14 protein-coding genes are annotated in these 17224 nt (G+C 56.3%); 10 read left to right on the top strand and 4 right to left on the bottom strand.

Translation table 11 applies throughout. The features are described from left to right. Positions 1 to 257: 257 nt before the first annotated feature. Complete coding sequence (locus N2597_RS22640) at positions 258 to 1223, bottom strand: sugar-binding transcriptional regulator (RefSeq protein ID WP_020919814.1); 966 nt, start codon at positions 1221 to 1223, stop codon at positions 258 to 260. Between the two features lie 389 nt (positions 1224 to 1612). Here N2597_RS22640 and N2597_RS22635 point away from each other — a divergent pair, with 389 nt between their 5' ends. Genes N2597_RS22635 through N2597_RS22605 form a run of 7 tightly spaced genes read left to right on the top strand, consistent with a single transcriptional unit; the run spans position 1613 to position 8329 of the window. Beyond that, positions 1613 to 3169 carry an ABC transporter substrate-binding protein gene (locus N2597_RS22635; RefSeq protein WP_097608679.1) on the top strand — a complete coding sequence of 519 codons (1557 nt, stop codon included), beginning with the start codon at positions 1613 to 1615 and terminating at the stop codon, positions 3167 to 3169. A gap of 4 nt (positions 3170 to 3173) precedes the next feature. Continuing rightward, positions 3174 to 4121 (top strand): carbohydrate ABC transporter permease, encoded by a 948-nt coding sequence (locus N2597_RS22630; protein WP_183596217.1) that lies wholly within the window; start codon positions 3174 to 3176, stop codon positions 4119 to 4121. A gap of 1 nt (position 4122) precedes the next feature. Further along, complete coding sequence (locus N2597_RS22625) at positions 4123 to 4965, top strand: carbohydrate ABC transporter permease (protein WP_039621866.1); 843 nt, start codon at positions 4123 to 4125, stop codon at positions 4963 to 4965. 4 nt (positions 4966 to 4969) lie between these two features. After that, positions 4970 to 6013 (top strand): ABC transporter ATP-binding protein, encoded by a 1044-nt coding sequence (locus N2597_RS22620; RefSeq protein WP_183596215.1) that lies wholly within the window; start codon positions 4970 to 4972, stop codon positions 6011 to 6013. Further along, the gene (locus N2597_RS22615) at positions 6013 to 6987 is read left to right on the top strand and encodes a carbohydrate kinase family protein (RefSeq protein ID WP_183596213.1); all 975 of its coding nucleotides are present in this window, start codon (positions 6013 to 6015) and stop codon (positions 6985 to 6987) included. Before N2597_RS22620 ends, N2597_RS22615 begins: the two co-directional genes overlap by 1 nt. 33 nt (positions 6988 to 7020) lie before the next feature. After that, positions 7021 to 7713 (top strand): hypothetical protein, encoded by a 693-nt coding sequence (locus N2597_RS22610; protein ID WP_183596211.1) that lies wholly within the window; start codon positions 7021 to 7023, stop codon positions 7711 to 7713. After that, positions 7706 to 8329 (top strand): hypothetical protein, encoded by a 624-nt coding sequence (locus tag N2597_RS22605; protein ID WP_183596209.1) that lies wholly within the window; start codon positions 7706 to 7708, stop codon positions 8327 to 8329. The genes N2597_RS22610 and N2597_RS22605 overlap by 8 nt, the downstream gene beginning before the upstream one ends. 932 nt (positions 8330 to 9261) lie before the next feature. Here N2597_RS22605 and N2597_RS22600 read toward each other — a convergent pair. From N2597_RS22600 to N2597_RS22590, 3 genes are all read right to left on the bottom strand, one after another. Next, entirely contained in the window at positions 9262 to 10458 is a 1197-nt protein-coding gene (locus N2597_RS22600; RefSeq protein WP_183596207.1) for a tetratricopeptide repeat protein, read from the bottom strand. Then, positions 10455 to 11552 carry a tetratricopeptide repeat protein gene (locus tag N2597_RS22595; RefSeq protein ID WP_183596205.1) on the bottom strand — a complete coding sequence of 366 codons (1098 nt, stop codon included), beginning with the start codon at positions 11550 to 11552 and terminating at the stop codon, positions 10455 to 10457. The genes N2597_RS22600 and N2597_RS22595 overlap by 4 nt, the downstream gene beginning before the upstream one ends. A 115-nt stretch (positions 11553 to 11667) precedes the next feature. Continuing rightward, positions 11668 to 11973, bottom strand: coding sequence for a hypothetical protein (locus N2597_RS22590; protein WP_183596203.1), 306 nt, complete (start codon positions 11971 to 11973; stop codon positions 11668 to 11670). Positions 11974 to 12360: 387 nt separating this feature from the next. On the opposite strand from N2597_RS22590, the gene N2597_RS22585 reads away from it, so the two are divergent. The 3 genes from N2597_RS22585 (at position 12361) to N2597_RS22575 (ending at position 17221) form a co-directional block, all read left to right on the top strand. Then, complete coding sequence (locus N2597_RS22585) at positions 12361 to 13917, top strand: peroxidase family protein (RefSeq protein WP_183596201.1); 1557 nt, start codon at positions 12361 to 12363, stop codon at positions 13915 to 13917. 213 nt (positions 13918 to 14130) lie between these two features. Then, entirely contained in the window at positions 14131 to 15681 is a 1551-nt protein-coding gene (locus N2597_RS22580; RefSeq protein ID WP_183596199.1) for a DUF8225 domain-containing protein, read from the top strand. A gap of 1 nt (position 15682) precedes the next feature. After that, on the top strand, positions 15683 to 17221 hold the full coding sequence (locus N2597_RS22575; protein WP_183596197.1) for a Dyp-type peroxidase: 1539 nt from the start codon (positions 15683 to 15685) through the stop codon (positions 17219 to 17221). The last annotated feature ends 3 nt before the right edge of the window (positions 17222 to 17224 follow it).

Below are 17224 nucleotides of genomic sequence, written 5' to 3'. Positions count from 1 at the left end.
ACTTGGCATCCAAAATGCCGCTGGCGCTCATCCTGTGCGGAAAACGAGAACTTTTGTAACTCAATGGAACGCAGTGATTACCCTCGCGGGCAAGCGAAAGCCAGCACCCGAAGAGCGTGCCGCGGCCGTGATTGATTTTGTTGCTGGTATGGATTGCGCGATTTGCCGCGCGGGATAGTGCGCAGGCTACACTGCGCACACTATCGCAAAAATGGGAGAGAGCCACTTCCGGTCCGTTGGCGCTCCGGGCGATCGATTTACACTGACGCCAGCAGGGCGCCCGCAGTCTGCTCGTCGGTCACCAAGGTTGTTGGCTTTATTGTAACAAGGCAGGCACGAAGCGCTGCCAGCTTTTCGGGTCCACCCGAGATTAGGATGCGTTCCGGTGTGCGCCGTAACCGCTCGAGGTTCACTGATATCACCCGAGCATTGACCTCGTGGTCGATAACGTTGCCGTCCTTGTCGATGAAATTATAAAGCACGTCTCCGACGGCTCCGGCGTCAATCAAAGAGCGACGGTCAGCCTCGCTCAAATACCCGGTGCGATAGCTCGTCGTCAGTGCAGAGATCCCGCCGACCGAGAGAAGTGCGACGTCGAGCTTATCCGCCATTTCGAAAATCGCGGCAAGTCCACATCTTTCCAGCAGCGCATGCTTCGTCTCGGGGCTATCCACCACTGCCGGTGCGGTCACCAGAAAACCCTCGCCTTTGAAAAGCTCTGCGAACTGCCAGGCAAACTCGGCAGGATTGAAGCGACGCGCGGCCGAAATGCCTCCGAGCAGTGAGACGACGCGAAAGTCGTCGAGGGCGGCCCCGGCAATAAATGGCAAGGTATTATAAAGGGTGCGCCCCCAACCCACGCCAACAATCATACCGGAATGCATCAAACCGGTAATCAGCGTTCCGGCTGCTGCTGCAATGACCTTCGTTGGGTCGCCTTCAGTATCGGCGAAGGGCGCAACAATGACCTGTTTGATCCCAAACGTCGTCTCCAGCTCTCTTTCAAGGGCGATCATATCGGAAAGCGGCGAGGAGATGGTCACGCGCACCTCGTTGCGCCGACGCGCTTCCGCCAAGAGTCGGACGACCATTACCCGATTGATGCCCAATTGGGCGGCGATGTCCTGCTGCGTGTAATTCTCGATGTGGTAGAGCCATGCGACTCGCGCTCGCAGCCTCTCAGAATCGCTCTGAACCATGGCAACTGGAGGCGTGATCTGCATCTAGCTTCCTTTCGGGTGCATTAAGGTCGGCAGGTGACATTGGCACGAAATCAGCGCTTTTCCCGTGATCTCGGCGCCCGTCCCAACTTCCTGAGTTTCGTTACAGGATTTATCTCGCAGTGCATAGATCGGCAAGAAATAGGCGCACTCCGCGCCGCCGCAGTGCACAAAGTTATCCAAATAAATCGTGATGTTCAATCTTGACCCTGCAATCTCGGTGGAAAAACCGGTTGACAGCCGAGCGTTATGAACACATTGTATTCTCTGTTAGCAAATGTTCTCGCCTTTAGAGGATGATGCTAGGGATGGAAGCGGAGTGGAGGCCGCACCGAAACAGTCTTGCCTCCATTGGCATTCAACTGATTTATTCAGATTGGGAGGAGTACAACATGACAGTCTTAAGTTCGGGCGTATCGCGCCGCGGATTCCTGAGGCATTCCGCAGCTTTCGGGCTTGCTGCCGGCGCGGCCTCGGCCCTCAGGCTGCCCGCGTTCGCGCAATCGGGTCTGCCGGATATCCAATCGGTTTTGGACAAGATTTCGGTCAAGGATTATGTCCGCGAGGACTACCGCAAGCTTTACAAGATGTCGGACGATCCACTGTGGGACCCAGCGAAGGACTGGATCCGTACGGTGGATTGGGAAAAAATTCGCTCTGAACAGAGCGGGAAAACCGTCAGGTTTGCCGTAGGCGCTGCTGACCAAGAGTCGGCAGCTGAGGGGCTGAAGCCCTTTGAACAATTGTCAGGCATCAAGGTCGAGCTGGTTCCGATCCCCGATGACAGCTTCTATGACAAGGCGGTTTCCGAATTCATTTCCGGCAACGCATCCTTCGACGCCCTGCAGTTCTTCTCGCCGTGGCTCGGTGATTTCGCCGGCCCAGGCTTCCTCGCCGACCTCAGCGAATATGCGGACAAGTGGAAACTGCCGCTGGACGACTTCTATGATACCTATCGTCTGAACTACGGCTACGTCGGCGGCAAGCTGGTCGGCATCCCGTTCGACTGCGACGTTCAGATGGTGCATCTGCGCAAGTCGATCATGGAGAAGATTCTCGGCGGCCCCATTGATCGAGCCCAATCCGTGCCAAGCTACGACGAGCTCATTCGCGTCACGGCCGAAGCAAACAAGCTCGGCGGCGGCGTAGCGGGTGTTGGCTTGATGGCGGCCCGTGGTTTCTGGGCCACCTACACCTGGGAGCATATCGCGGCGCAAGCTGGCCTTACCTTGTTCGACAGTCAATGGAATCCGCAGCTCACAAGTGATGCCGGGATGAAGGCCATGGATATCATCATGGCTCTGCAGAAAAACGCCATCGAAGGCGTATCCGGCGCCGGCTGGGGTGAAAACCGTGCCGCCTGGCTTGGCGGACAGGTTGCAGCGAATATCAGCTGGCAGGACAGCGGCACACAGGCCATGCGGCCTGATCAGTCGAAGATCGTCGATGATTTTGTTACCATCTACGAGCCTCGCATTTCAGGCGGCGTCTTCGCTCCGCCGAATATTGCCGGGTCGACCTCCTGCGTTGCAGCCACATCGCAAAACCCCGAGGGCGCGTTCCTTATGCTCGCATTCCTCACGACTTCGTCTATCATGGCGATGAACGAAGCGAATGCGAATGGTGTTGCTCCGGGCTACCGGTCCGTTCTTGCCAACGAACGTCTCCGTGCTGTCAGCCAGCCCATGAAGGTGTGGGCGGACAGTCTGGAACATGCGTGGTGCGCGCCGCGCATTCCCGGGATGTTCGAGATGGAGCAGGCGCTCGGGAATGAAATCAACCGGGCGGTCACCGGTCAGATTTCAGCGAAAGAAGCCCTCGAGAACGGGCAAAAAGCCTGGAAGAGTATTCTGGAGAAGAATGGCTTCTCCGGTGGAAGCGCCCCGATTGCTTACTCGGACGCAGAGCCAGGCCTCTATGTAGGCAAGGGCAAGGCACTGCCTTTCTAAGATCATGACACATTCAACTCAAAGACTTGAAACGGAGGCGGCGTTCGCCGCCTCCAACGTAAAGTTACCCGCAAGACCTCGTCCCCGTTCGGCTACGGCGAGGAAGGTCTTCCCGTATCTCTTGGTTGGACCTGCTGTAGCCTACCTACTCGCGATCACCCTGTATCCAGGTCTGTTCGCGATCTATCAAAGCCTCTTTGTCGTCAAGTTCGTCACTTGGTCTTGGGTCGGGCTCGGCAACTACACACGGATCATCCAAGATCGTGAATTCTGGGCTGCATTGGGAAATACCGCTGTCATCGGCGGCATATCCCTTGTCCTGCAGTCGGTGATCGCGATGGCTGTGGCCTTCTTCTGTTACCGGGATCCGTTTGTCCGCGGGTGGCGCATCATTTTCCTGATGCCGATGCTGTTCATGCCGTCGGCGGTAGCGTTCATCTGGAAGCTTGCTTTCAATGACGGCCGGGTGATTTCCGATATTCTGATGTCGATCGGAATAGTCTCCAACAATGTCGACTGGCTTGCGTCGATCTGGCTAGCCAGACTTACGCTGATCGTAGCGGACGTGTGGCAGTGGACACCGTTTCTTTTCATCATCTTCGTCGGAGCTCTTCAAGGGCAGGATGAGGAAATCGAGGAAGCGGCTCGATTGGACGGGGCAAGCTGGAGCAGCATTTTCTGGAACATCTCACTGCCGATGATGAGGCCCATCATCGTGGTCGCTGTAACGCTGCGAGGAATCGATATCACGACGATGTTCACAAACGTCTACATCATGACCCAGGGCACACCGGGCGGTGCAACGGAGACGATGAGCTACTTCATCTACCGTCAGGGCTTCAGGATGTTCAATTTCGGATACGCGTCGGCGGCATCGGTGCTGATGCTGATCTTCACGATCGTCATCGCCCAGACTGTCGTAAAGCGCGCATTCAAATCCGGGAAATCATGATATGGCCAGCATTCGAAAAAACGGTGGTGAAAGCCTCCTTCTTCGCTACATCATCCTTGTCGCCTGGGCGCTTGTTTGTCTTGTCCCGATCATCTGGTTCCTCACAATAGGGTTCAGACCGAGAACTGAGATCATCGTGCCACGGCCGATCTACTGGCCGACGTGGAGTCTAGACGCCTGGCGCCTGCTCGTCAGCGACTGGCCCATAGCGTCATATCTGCGAAACTCGGTCGTGGCAGTGGCGGGCTCGGTCGTCATTGATCTGCTGCTGGCAATTCCCGCAGCCTTCGCGTTGGCTCGTTATGAGTTCCGCGGCCGAGAGGACATCGGTTTTTACATCCTGTCGACGCGTATGATGGCGCCAGCCATCGTTGCGGTGCCGATCTTCTTTCTATTCAAGAATATGGGTTTGCTGGATTCCGTCTGGGCTTTGATGCTCATTTACGCAGCCATCAATCTCAGTCTCGTCACTTGGATCATTCGCAGCTACATGCTGGATATCCCGAAGGAACTGGAAGATGCGGCACGAACAGACGGCGCCGGAGACTTGACCATCCTTTGGGAAATCATGATCCCGGCTTGCCTGCCCGGTATCATCACTGCGGCGGTAATAGCAGCGATCTTCGCAATCAACGAATTCTTGTTCACCCTTCTCATCGCATCGACCTCCAAGGCTTACACGATGTCCGTTGCGCTCGCCAACTTCACAGGCGGCTCCGACGGGGTGATCTACAACGCAATCGCACTCGTCTCGTTCCTCGCATTCGCTCCGATCTTGATCCTCGTCATCCTGATCCAGAAGCATCTCTCGCGCGGCCTGACCATGGGCGCTGTGAAAGGATAATTCCATGGCTTCTATTGAACTTAAGAACATCGTGAAGAGCTTCGGCTCCTTCTTTGGGGTCCAGGATGTCACTCTCGATATCGCCGATGAGGAGTTTCTGGTCCTTTTGGGGCCGTCGGGCTGCGGGAAGACCACGACCATGCGCATGATTGCTGGTCTGGAGCACCCGACGGGCGGAGAGATACGTATCGGCGGCAATGTTGTGAACGAGATCGATGCCCGAGATCGAGACGTTGCGATGGTCTTCCAAGGCTACGCCTTGTACCCGAATATGTCGATCTACGAGAACATTCGGTTTCCCCTCAGGATGAGGCGCATCCCCAAGGACAAGCATGACAGCCTCGTTCGTCGTGCCGCGGATATGGTTGAACTTGGGCCGTTTCTGGAGCGCAAGCCCGGCGCGCTTTCGGGCGGCCAGAGACAGCGCGCTGCGCTGGCGCGCGCTATCGTCCGCCAGCCGCAAGTCTTTCTCATGGACGAGCCGCTTTCGAACCTCGATGCGAAGCTGCGTGCCAGCATGCGTGTCCAGATCAAGCACATGCAGCGCGACCTGAAGGTGACCACGGTTTACGTGACCCACGACCAGATCGAAGCGATGACGCTCGCCGATCGCATCGTCATCATGAACAAAGGCATAATTCAGCAGATCGGCACCCCCGATGAGATCTATTCGAATCCGGCGAATACCTTTGTCGCGGGGTTCATCGGCTCGCCGCCGATGAACTTGGTGTCGGGCTCTGCAGACAATGGGGTTTTCTCTGCTGGCGGCGTGAACGTGGCCTGCCCTGCAAAGCTTTCCGGTCAGGTTACCCTCGGCTTCCGGCCGGAGGATTGCATGATCGGCGGCGAAAACCTCAACGGCACCGTTTTTGGCGTCGAGCCGACCGGTGATATCACCTACCTGTCCGTCCGCACTCCAGAGAAGATCTTTGAGATCAAGGCTGGCCGCGAATTCCGTGCAAAAATCGATTCCACAATATCGATCGGGTTTGATCCCAGCCGGCTTTACTTTTTCGACAGTAATGGCAACAGGATCGGAGTCCAGTGATGTCGGCGACCTTTGATTTCAGCTGCGTCGGCTTTTACACCTTCGATGCCCTTTGCCGACCGGTCGCGGAAATCCCGGCCGGAGGGCAAACCCTTTTCGTCGAAGACTTCACTTTGGCCGTATCCGGCGCGGCCGGTTCGGCGGCGATCGTGGCTGCCAAGTACGGCCTTGAGGTGCAGGCGGTCGGCGGAGTGGGCTATGACGATATGGGCGACTGGGTCCGCATGAAGCTCCAGTCTTTCGGCGTAGACACCACGATGATGCGGCGCTACGAGGGCTACACGACATCCTCCTCAATCGTCACGACACGGCCGAACGGTCAGCGACCGGCACTGCACAAGCGCGGTGCGACCGATGCGTTTTTCGTATCGGATTCGGAAATTGACCGAGTTCTAGACACCAAGATCCTGCATATCGGTGGGGTCGGTCTGATGAATCGGATGGATGATTCCGGTCGTACCGCGGAACTCATGGCGGAAGCGCGCCGTCGAGGTGTGATCACCACGCTTGACGTCTTCGCTTCAACGCCGGCCGACCTTCCCAAAATCGAAGCTCTCTTACCTTATACGGATTATTTCCTGCCTTCTGAAGAGGAGGCGCAGGCACTTTCCGGATTGACCCACAACAAGGACCTGGCGACTTTCCTTCTCAGCAGAGGCGCGAAGTGTGTCATTCTGACTCTGGGAGCCGAGGGCGCCTACTATCACGACGAGACGGGCTTAGAATTCCACTCGCCGGCGTTCCAGGTCGATGTAAAGTGCACATGCGGCTGCGGTGACTGCTTCAATGGCGGTTTTGCGAGTGGATTGGTAAAGGGACTGTCGCCTCGTGACGCGGTCGAACTTGGTCAGGCGTCCTCCGCATTGAACGCCACGGGCCTGGGAAGTCAGGCTGGTGTGGCGAGCTATGATGCGACCCGCGCATTTATTAACGCGACACCTAGACGCGAATTGCGATATGATATTGTGGCCTAACAGAGGCGCAATGAGGCAAGAGGGTAGGTTGGCATGTCGCCAGAATTTGCTCCACAAGCGACGCAGCTGAAAGACATATTGAGGTCGCTCCGCTATACTCTCAAAAAGGGGCGCGACACGGTGAAGGAGACTGCGCCGCGCCGGCTCCCGGCACCGGCATCGGGGATCGCCCTTTCCGCACTGAGCGAGCTCGAAGTCCTTGCCCGCAATGTCGATCATTTCGTCTGCGATTTTGCACATTCCGTCTTGAGCGATCCCTCGACGAATTCCGAAGGTATGCGCGAAATCGTTTCCTCTGCGCGGCCCGACCAAAAGTTCTCGGCCGCCTATTATCAGACAATGAAACTTGTCTTGACTCGTCTTGGCGCTAAGAGAGCGTTGGTTAGCCAAACTGCCGGCCGCCGTGCCTTCGAACGACTGGGTCATTCACAGGATGTTTTCGAGCTTGCGGCCCAATTGACGTTGCAGCTGGCAAATGACGGCTCAATAACAATCGACCAGTTGGACGAGCAATCACCCGTCACGCACTCCAGAATCATCGTCGTCGCGATTTTTGCAGCAATGCTCTCATTGCTCGCGGAGACGGATGACGCTGACAGAGAAGCGATCATCTCCGCCGCAACCGATCTTGCAGCCGCTGTTCAAGTGACAATCCAGGATCTCTATCAGAAGAAAGACATCTCGGCTCTGGCGTCTCTTCTTAAACGGTGCGCTAGCCATGTTTGATTTGTCCCGATCCGTGCACAATCTGCCTCGAACCAACAAACCGCTAAGGGTGGCGGTCAGGCAGCTGCACTGGTTCAAGGCAGCCTTTCATAAACACGTCGCACTCTGCGGCGAAGCAATGGCGTGCGAATTCGCCATTGACGACGTCAAGCTAGCCAGCGCCTTTGTTCGCTGGCTGGATAGTGTCGATCGCCAGAGGCCGAAAGAGAAGGCGGAACGGCGCCAGTTTTTTCAGTTTGCACCCTCTCTGGTATTGCGCGAACTCGTAGCCGACATGCCAATCAAGGCTGTTTGCGCCCCTACCCGCGTCGACCCGAACTCGCCGGCAGCTTTCTGGCCGGAGGGATATGTGGCAACGACATTTTGCCTGACTGTCTATGCTGCCACGATGGACCAGGAATTCCACATTGACGTTCCCATCAATCAGATGGTGGATGATCTTCGCAGCTGGTGGTCCTTTCGGGAAAATGCGAACCAGGACATGGACTACGCGGCGGGCTTTTTCCAGATGTTGCTCGGCAACCAACCCAATTGGTGGATGCCGAGTAATTTCAGCGCTCGCACCCGCTCTGTAGATGAGCTCGACGATATTGAGCCGGTACCCCAATCAAACTGAAGTTCAGCGGCCTTGAGCCTGTGCAAAGGTGCAATATGCGACACGACGGCGCTGCGACCTCTTCCGACACTACAACTGCGCGGTCGATCTGGTCGCGCCTTGAAGAGCATCATATTTAGGTTCCGCAGTTCGCTCAACTTGAACGGTTAGAACTGCAAACTGCCCATGAACAGTGCCTGATTACGCTATGTTCTTTACCTGACGGCAAGTTCCCTTCGATCCATTATGCGATCTTCCTGGCCCAAAACGTGAACATCCTAGCAACAGCCGGGCATTAGACTCGTAACCTCACGCCGTGTTGGCGATACTTTGAATTTCCAATTGGCCGACGCGGACATCCACCAACCGCTCGAACCAATACCGTTCAGCCGTGTAAATATCGTCGAGACGAGATGTTACGGTGCGAGACCTTATCGCGGCGCGATGGTTGGCTTCGATATTGCCGAATTGCCGTCTTTCGTGAGGCCGAAGTTAATTCGACAAGTTGATAAAGTCAGTCGCCCGCTGGGCGGCAACTATCCATCGACCCAGGAAACACCACAGGCTCGGTGCCTACATCAGTTACCCGGAATGACAATCACTCCTGTAGCGAGCTCCAATTCTTGTAGGGGCAGGATATAGCCCTCTTGGTCGGCCTGCCGCCTCTGATATCCGGTTCCCTTGTGGCAAGCCTGCCCCGCGAGTATGTATGTTGTTGAGGGGCATCGAGCATCGGATCGCGCGGCCGACCGATACCCGTCAGTGCTTCACCGAAAAGATATGCTACACGCCCAAGAGTTGGAAGAAGGCCTACCGAAGATCTTCGACAACCGGCCTTCCAAACTTGGTGACTTCGCAGATGGGAGCAGCCGAAGCTTTACCCAAAGGGCAAGCGCCCGATGTAGCGGGCAAAGTCTACGTCGGTATGCATTGGAAAGAAAGAAAAGGCGGCGTCATCGTTGTTGCTCCAAGTCCCTGATCCTTTCGCGCAGTTCCGTGTCGGCTTGATTCTCGAGAAGCAAACTGTTAAGCAGCAAAATGGCCACATCCGTCTGGTTCCACCTAATCAAGTTCTCCGCAACTTGCCGTCGTATTGCCGTCCAGTCGTCAATATCGACCCCCCAAGTCTTGATAGATTTCGAAGACTTGAAATGATCAATCGCCTTTTCTCGATTTTGTGCAATCGTGTGAAGCTTTCCTAGACAAAAATGGGCGAGATCGGGGGCCTCCAGGCCTAGGGATACTTCCTCAAAGAGCTGGATCGCTTTCTCATAATTCCCTCGGATTTCGAAGTAGAGGCGAGCGAGGTTGGCCCGCGACGATCCAAAGTTTGGATCAGACTTATGTGCTAGGTCGAAGCATCGTTCCGCGTTGTCGGCTTTCGCATCAACGCCAGTATCGTTGCTTCGACGCGCGACGGCTGCCAAAGCGGCATAAACAATACCGACATTGTTCCAGTGCCAAGCCCAAATCTCGCAACGCTGTCCCCCGAGAAACTTTTCGTGTCTTTTCAAAGCTGCCTCACGGACCTTGAGGGCCTTGAGCATCTGCTCTCCCTGTCTGCGAACTTCCGCGGCTGCATGTCGTTTCCATCGAGGCTTCCAGATGTCCAGGTGGATCAACAAAAAGTCGCGTGTCACCTCGGCCAAATAGTAAAGCGGCTCCACCCGGGCACGTTGATCGCCACAACGCTCCCACAGAGCGCGCACGAACTTGGCTTGGCCCAGCGGAATTCCTTCCCTTTTCAATTCCTGCAAAAGCTTATCGAGTTCGCCGATAGCTGGGGGAAATCGGTTAAGATTGTAGGTCTCCACGTACGCGGCCGCGAGATTATACTTTGCCGCGGTCCTCAGGGAGAAGATGTCGCTTTTGCTGAAATCCCTAAAAATACGAATGGCATCTTTCTGATCCAGCTCGCCAAGCACCGATTTCGTAATTCCAAGGTAGAACTTGGGAAGCAGCTCCCTCGGACTGAACCTCAGGCTCTTTTCAAGCGCTGCTTGGGCGTCCTCAAGAAAATGCTTCGATGACGTCTCCTCATAGCGGCGAAGGAGGTGCAGCGCTTCGACGAACAGGCCGGCAGCCCGACCGTCGCCGAATTTCAGCTCCGGCACGACTGATAGCTGTGAGGAAAAAGCAACGGTACTCATGTTCGAACCAGACTATCTCCATAGACGGTGAAAGCCAGTCTCTGACCGATGTCGCGGTAGTCAAGGCTCGCCTCTTCTGTGAGCGATGGAAGCTGCCAGACCTTCTCGGTGTGACCGGCCCATCTCAAACTGGCGTTCACATATGGCTTGCCGTCGATCGTTTCGACGCGAATTTCGAAGTGGTATGTGTAATAGTCACGCATGGCCTGCAGCATTGCCGCAATGCGGCTGACGTCCAGCCCCTGGACCTTGAGGTTGGGGCCGACGATGTCACCGAGAGACAAGGGTTGGAAAAAGCGAAGTTGTCCTATGCTCGGAGGCGAAATCCCGCTTTGCTCTTGTGATCGCCGGAGGTCGCGTATCGTGATCACGAACTCATCAAATGCAGCGTTGCGTTGCTCCGGCTGCGCACTTCCGGCTATCGTGACCTTCCAGTCGAACGAACGCTTGACGCACGCTGCCAGGATCCATCCGGTGAAGGGGCCAAACCACTGTACCCAAGCGAACAGCGAGATCATGAACATCATGCCGATGGCTCCGGCGTAGACGAAATAATCGATAAGCCGCCACCGGTTGAACGGCGCATTGAGGTGAGCTCGGATCCCGAGTGGACCTGCCGCCTTGCGACGGATCGCCACTTCGATACCTTGAAGGGCATCGCCCGCAAGCGAGGCATTTTGCGATTCTGCCACCTCGGTCAAAGCGCCAATCGCCTTGTCCCAATCGCCTGTCTCCAGGAAAGCTTGGCCGAGTCGAAACTTCCTGGTGGCTGCTTGCGCAACGTCGTCATCATTCGATTTCCTCCTCATTGCGAGGGCATGTAACAGGCCAGCGCGACCGGCAGCAGCTACGTCATCGTTCGATGCGGTCGCGACCTTCGTGAAGGCATCGATGGCCGTGTCCCATTGCTTGGCTTGCATCAGACTGCGCGCCAGAAACAATTGCCGAAGCTCGCTTGAGCGTCTTTCGATCACGCTTGGCGACTTAGGTATCTCGCTGTTGCTTTCGCCCTGTCCCAATGCAGCGGCAGGAGACAGAGCGATTATCGCCAAGGCGAAAAATGCGCCGCCTGATTTTCTTAAGGTTCTTGGCATGCTCGCGCTCATCCCTTCGACGAAAGACTTCCTGTCGTTCTTGCCAGATCAGTTCGGACCTCTAACAGTCGCGGTAGCCTCCAGGCATTCGGCACAAACAATTTTTCGTCGTCCTTCAACTGGTCGTTATCGCCCCGCTGGCAACACCTGCGATTGCCATAAAGATAACCGCCGATGCTAGCGCCATCAGCGATGGATTGGCTTTCGAAAGGGCATCCACCAACCCTTTGACGGAATTGATCAGCAGAGAAACATCCGCGGCGGGATTGGCAACCGATTTTGCGACCGCCTCGTCAACCACGGGCTTGCTCAAACCGGGTGCCCGCCAAAGCGCCACGGCTTGCGCCAGCATCGTCACCGTGAACAGGCCAAAAGATCCTACCGAAAATGTCAGAGACCACCAAATAACCCAATCTTTCATACGGCCCCTCCCAGGACAGCGTCAAAATCAGACGACAGATGTCCAGTTCCCCCTGACACAAATTCGATTTTGCATCTCGACGTATTGACCAGAAGTCGATTGTATGGAAGTATATTTAAACAATCTTAAGTTTGTCAACATCAGGCAATACTGCAGAATAAGATTCTCTCTTGTTTCGTATTTTCTGATTCGGAGATTAATTCATTATGCGTTCGACGACAATCGAACGATACTTTCGTTCGCGCAATATGATTAGAATACGAATTTCAGTAACTGACTGAATTGCTTGGGTCCGAAGCGCTGATGACTTTCGCGAAGGATGAAGCATCGCGTGTGCTTCGGCCTGACGTGCCCTCACAAATGAACTCCAAGAGAAAGGTTTAGACAATGCGCGCACGCTATCATGGTGAACCTCTTGCGCAGGCGGAGCTGAAATCCCTTCCCAAAGCGATTGCCGGGGCAAAACCCACATTCAATTTCATGTTCGGTACCCTTACCGATAACCCCACCAACCGAGTGCCGGAAGGGCGAGCCACCATCGACGCACTCCGGGCATTGGGAATTGCCATGGCAAACGATCCTAGCAATACCGAGAGCAAGATTCCTGCGGCTTACACTTACTTCGGGCAATTCATCGACCACGACATCACCAAGACTCTTTTCGACGAAAGCCTTCAGCCTCCGACGGGCTCAGACCCCATCGACCACGACACATTTCTGCCGATCTCCCGCGGCGATGTGACGGCCCTGATTAGGAATGCACGCACAGCGTCGCTTGATCTCGATAGTGTTTTTCGAGGATTGGCCGAATCGACCGTTCAACCAGACGGTACCATGGCGCTCGGGAAGGTTTCAGCGGCGCCTTTTGGCACGATTGCGACCGCCGATAAGGACCATGATCTGCCGCGTCGGCCGATGATTCAGAACCCGACGACGCTCGAGGAACAGGAGGCCGACCGCCAGGCATTAATAGGAGATCCGCGCAACGATGAGAACCTTATCGTGGCCCAGACCCACGTTGGATTCATCCGGGCGTTCAATGCCAAGGTCAGGAGCGGCTTAAGCGCCGCTGATGCCGAGACGGCAATACGCCGACGCTACCAATGGGCCGTGCTGCACGACTTTCTGCCGCGCATCGGGCATAAGCCAACGGTCGATGATGTGCTTATGAACGGCCCCCAAGCCTGGATAGTGAATACTGCAGATGAACTTTTCATCCCTATCGAGTTTGCTGCTGCCGCATATCGCTTCGGCCACTCGATGATCCGCGGCGCGTACACCCACAATTCGACTTTTGATCCGGCACCATTCAACTTTTTCTTCACGTTCACTGCTCTGTCAGGGGACCTTTCGCCTAGTAACGGTCCAGACTTCGAGTTCGCCACGCTGCCGGATAACTGGATCATCGAATGGCACCGCTTCTTTAGCTCGACGGCCCAGCCGGAGTCGATGAACCCAGCTCGCCGAATCGATGCCAATCTAACACCAGAATTGGGCCTGCTGCGCGACTTCCAGGGTATGCCAATCGCCAACATCATGGCTCATTTGGCTGCGCGGAACCTATTGCGTGGATATCTTCTAGGCCTTCCCACTGGCCAGGCCGTCGCCAAACGGCTAGGACTCCCGGTTTTGCCCCTCGAGGTCTTGCGGTCCGCGACCCCAACGGGGATCGGTCAGTCTATCGAGAACGCTGGGCTCCTCGAGCAGACTCCGCTGTGGTTCTACATCCTCACCGAAGCAGGCGATCCCGCAGGAGCGGATGGACAGTGTCTGGGGCCTGTCGGTACGCGCATAGTTGCCGAAACGCTCTGGAATCTCGCCAGACACGCCACCGACAGCGTAATCCAATCCCCCCCCTCGCAAGCCGAACTTGAGAGCGGCGAGTTTACTCTGAAGGGGATCATCAAGCTTGGGCTGGATTCAAAGCTTTCGCCCATCGAATAGGGTAGGAGCGGATTCTGGCAACGCCACCGCCGACACGTTTAGGGAGGAGCCAGCAAATGCCTAGGAGCCAGCAAATGCCTAGCAGTCACTGGTTGAGCGCACCGCACGTACGCATACTTTTTGGCGACGTCGCAGTACGCAGCTTCCGGACATCTCACGGCATTTCGAAGCGTTTAGTAAGCCCGTGTTACCTAGGAAGAGGAGTACAATCGCATGTTTCACCCGCCCGCAAATCAGGATGACCTTGCAGAAAGTCCCGACCTCAAGAATGTGTTCCTGGAACTCTGGAACCGACAGTCGCCCGATCTCGAAATCGAGGTCAACTACATGGGCGATTTCGTGACGATCGCCGCGGGAAATCCCAATTTCGTCGACCCTCGCCAAAGCCCCACGATCGGAGATCCCGCAAGCGTGCCTTGGAACGGGTTCCCCCGTCTTCTGTCGCGTTACTATCAGGATACGACGTCGGAAGCCGCGCGCGCACGGGCGGAGGAAGTTGCCGAAATTCTCACCCCTGTGGTTTACTGGTTTGTGCAGCGAAATGGCAGGACGTCCTTACGATCGGCGCTTGCCTATCAGTTACCGCTGCATGCCACCAATGACCTTGGTCTAGACGAACTCATCCAGATCGCGCGTCCTCTGAGAGAACTTCTGCCAAGTGGCGATGTGGGAGATGAAATTTTGCAATCTCGTCGCCAGCAGGACGAGTATCTCGAGTGGCATGTTGATCGGAACTCAGACGGTACAATAAGGCGCATCATATTCACCGCGGAGCCGCCGGATTACTGGAGGGCGCTTGCCAAAATCGCGCCAGACCGTGTCGTCGAACTCTATCGCGAACATGTCGATCAACACATACAGAAGTCGGACCTCTTCTATCCCGAGCACGTCGCGGTGTTCGGTCGATTTGCGGACAGCTCCCACGGCTGGCTTGAAGTTCCCACTTTTGGCGGCCAGTACAATCCGCTCAATCCGTGGACCACCACAAAGGGGGTCATGCATCTTACCCATGCCGCCAACACTTTGGGCGCCGAGGTGAACCTCGCTGGAGAGGCGAGCGTCCTACGGTCGGTCGACAGTTTGCCGGTTAAGCCAGGCCAGGACCCGGCACCGGAAATCGTTCGCATTGCCTGCGGCGCTTACGGCGGAATAAACCGCTCAAGCGACCCGAACATCGGTCTGGCGGTTGGGAATCAGGTGCGGAAAGGCGACCGCATTACTCTGACCGATCCTGTCGGGCTTTACATTGCCAAGATCGATCTGAATGGCCTCAGCGGACCCGATGGAGAAGCGTTGGGATCGATTTCCGGCTCGGTGACGCGCGGACACAACGATCCTTTCGAGCCTCGTATTCTCCGCTACGTCGTGCAACTTCCTGAAGGCTCGAGATTCACTTTGTCGGATTGCAGGTACGACAATCGACCGCTCGTGCGTGGAGCGCAGATTGCCCGCGAAACCACGGTACAGCTGTATGTGAACGTCTATCCGGGCTCGGCGGTCGGAGGTGCTAAGGAATGTGTTGGCCGCCCCTGCCGCCATCCAGACAACGGGCAGATCTTCGACATAGGCGACAACCGAGGTAACTGTGCCCCCGTCGGCGACCCGAGCTGGCTCACCGCGACTCCCTACGAAGGCGCAAACAAAGACGTTCTTGCCAAGAAAGTATCATCAGGTTGGAAGGAACCTCAACAACGCGTCCTGACGACCGAAAAGGTCAGCGTCCCACCGGAGCGCGGTTATAACTGGAACAAGCGGGGATACTGAAATGGCAGATGAACCGGTCTTGGATATCGACGACATCCAAGGCCACATCCTGGTCGGGTTTCGTGGCAAATATCAACGTATCTTGGGTTTGAAGTTCGCCGCCCACCACGTCGAAGACGTGCGTCAAGCCCTGCTGCCATGGGTGGATCGTGTCACCTCGACCGCCCGCGCGCTTGATTACCGCACGATGGCAAAGGTCCAGAAGGCTGTCGGCGCGGCTGCGGCCGAAAGCCAGACAGTGCTATTGGCTATTGCTGTCACGGCTCCTGGGCTGACTGTATTCGGTGCGGGTGACACCTTGGAGGACCCTGATTTCTTGGCGGGCGCTGGAAAATCGGCCGTCACATTGGGCGACTTGGTCGATCAAGACTCGGGCATACCGGTCGGCTGGCGGTTTGGTGACGTGACGGAGAGAACGCCGGAGCTTATTATTGTCTTTGGCGGTGACCTCGAAAGCGCCGTCAGCGCCGAAAGCGAGCGTTTTCTTCGTGATCTGGATGGCCGTGCAGTAACGGTGGTCGATGAGTGGGGTCGTCGAATTCCCGGAGAAAAAGAGCATTTCGGTTTCGTGGACGGCCTGTCCCAGCCTGCACCGAGGGGCCTTCTGCCGGACGGCACGCCATTTGTTCACCGCACGCTGCACGAGGCAGACCCGGCGACCGCGGCTTATGCACGTCCCGGAAGGCCATTGGTCTGGCCCGGCCAGTATGTTTTTGGATATTCGTCCGAGTTGGCCGACAACCTTGAGCCCGGCCCGATCAGCGGCGGTGGCCGGTCGTTTCTCAAGAATGGATCTCTGCTCGTCCTCCGTCGGCTGCGCCAGGATGTTGCCGGCTTCCTTAATGGCATGGTGCGCCTTGCAGAAGACATGCGGGCCAAAGGCGTTCAGGTTTCCGCCGAGACGGTGGCAGCGTGGTGCGTAGGAAGATGGCCCGACGGAAGCCCGCTCACACTGGCGCCGTCAAAGCCCGACGCTACGATCGCTGCGGATGAATACCTCGCAAATGGGTTTTTGTTTGCGCTGGACATTCCGGCAACAACGCTCGGCATGCCGGATGGCACGACCCAGCATTTCCCCGGTGCTCCGGGCGATCAAGAAGGCTATTCATGCCCCTACTTCGCGCATATCCGCAAGGTCAATCCGCGAGACGATCCGGTGGATTTCGGTGGCAGCGGCATCACCCGCCAGGCCCAGATGATCAGACGCGGCATCCCCTATGGCTCTGAATGGACCGGCGAAAATGACGATACCGACAGGGGCTTGCTTTTTATGTCCTATCAGACTTCGATTGCAAACCAGTTCCATCGGCTGGTCAAGCGTTGGGCAAACGACGCTTTCGCCCCTTTGCGTACTTCCGGCATCGACCCCGTAATTGGCGTCTCGATTTCACCCGGCCGTCCTTTGGTGAGGACGTTTCCGAATCGAGGCCAAGTGCGGACTTTGCTCGACGGCAACTGGGTAAGAGCCACAGGCGCCGTCTACGCGTTTGCGCCTGGTATTGCTGAACTGCGCAAACTCATCGCAGGGCCAACCTCGTGATCC

Source organism: Rhizobium sophoriradicis, assembly GCF_025200795.1.
Classification (GTDB): Bacteria; Pseudomonadota; Alphaproteobacteria; order Rhizobiales; family Rhizobiaceae; genus Rhizobium; species Rhizobium sophoriradicis.
The sequence above is the reverse complement of the archived record's forward strand: the minus strand, read 5'-3'. Positions and strand labels throughout refer to the sequence as shown.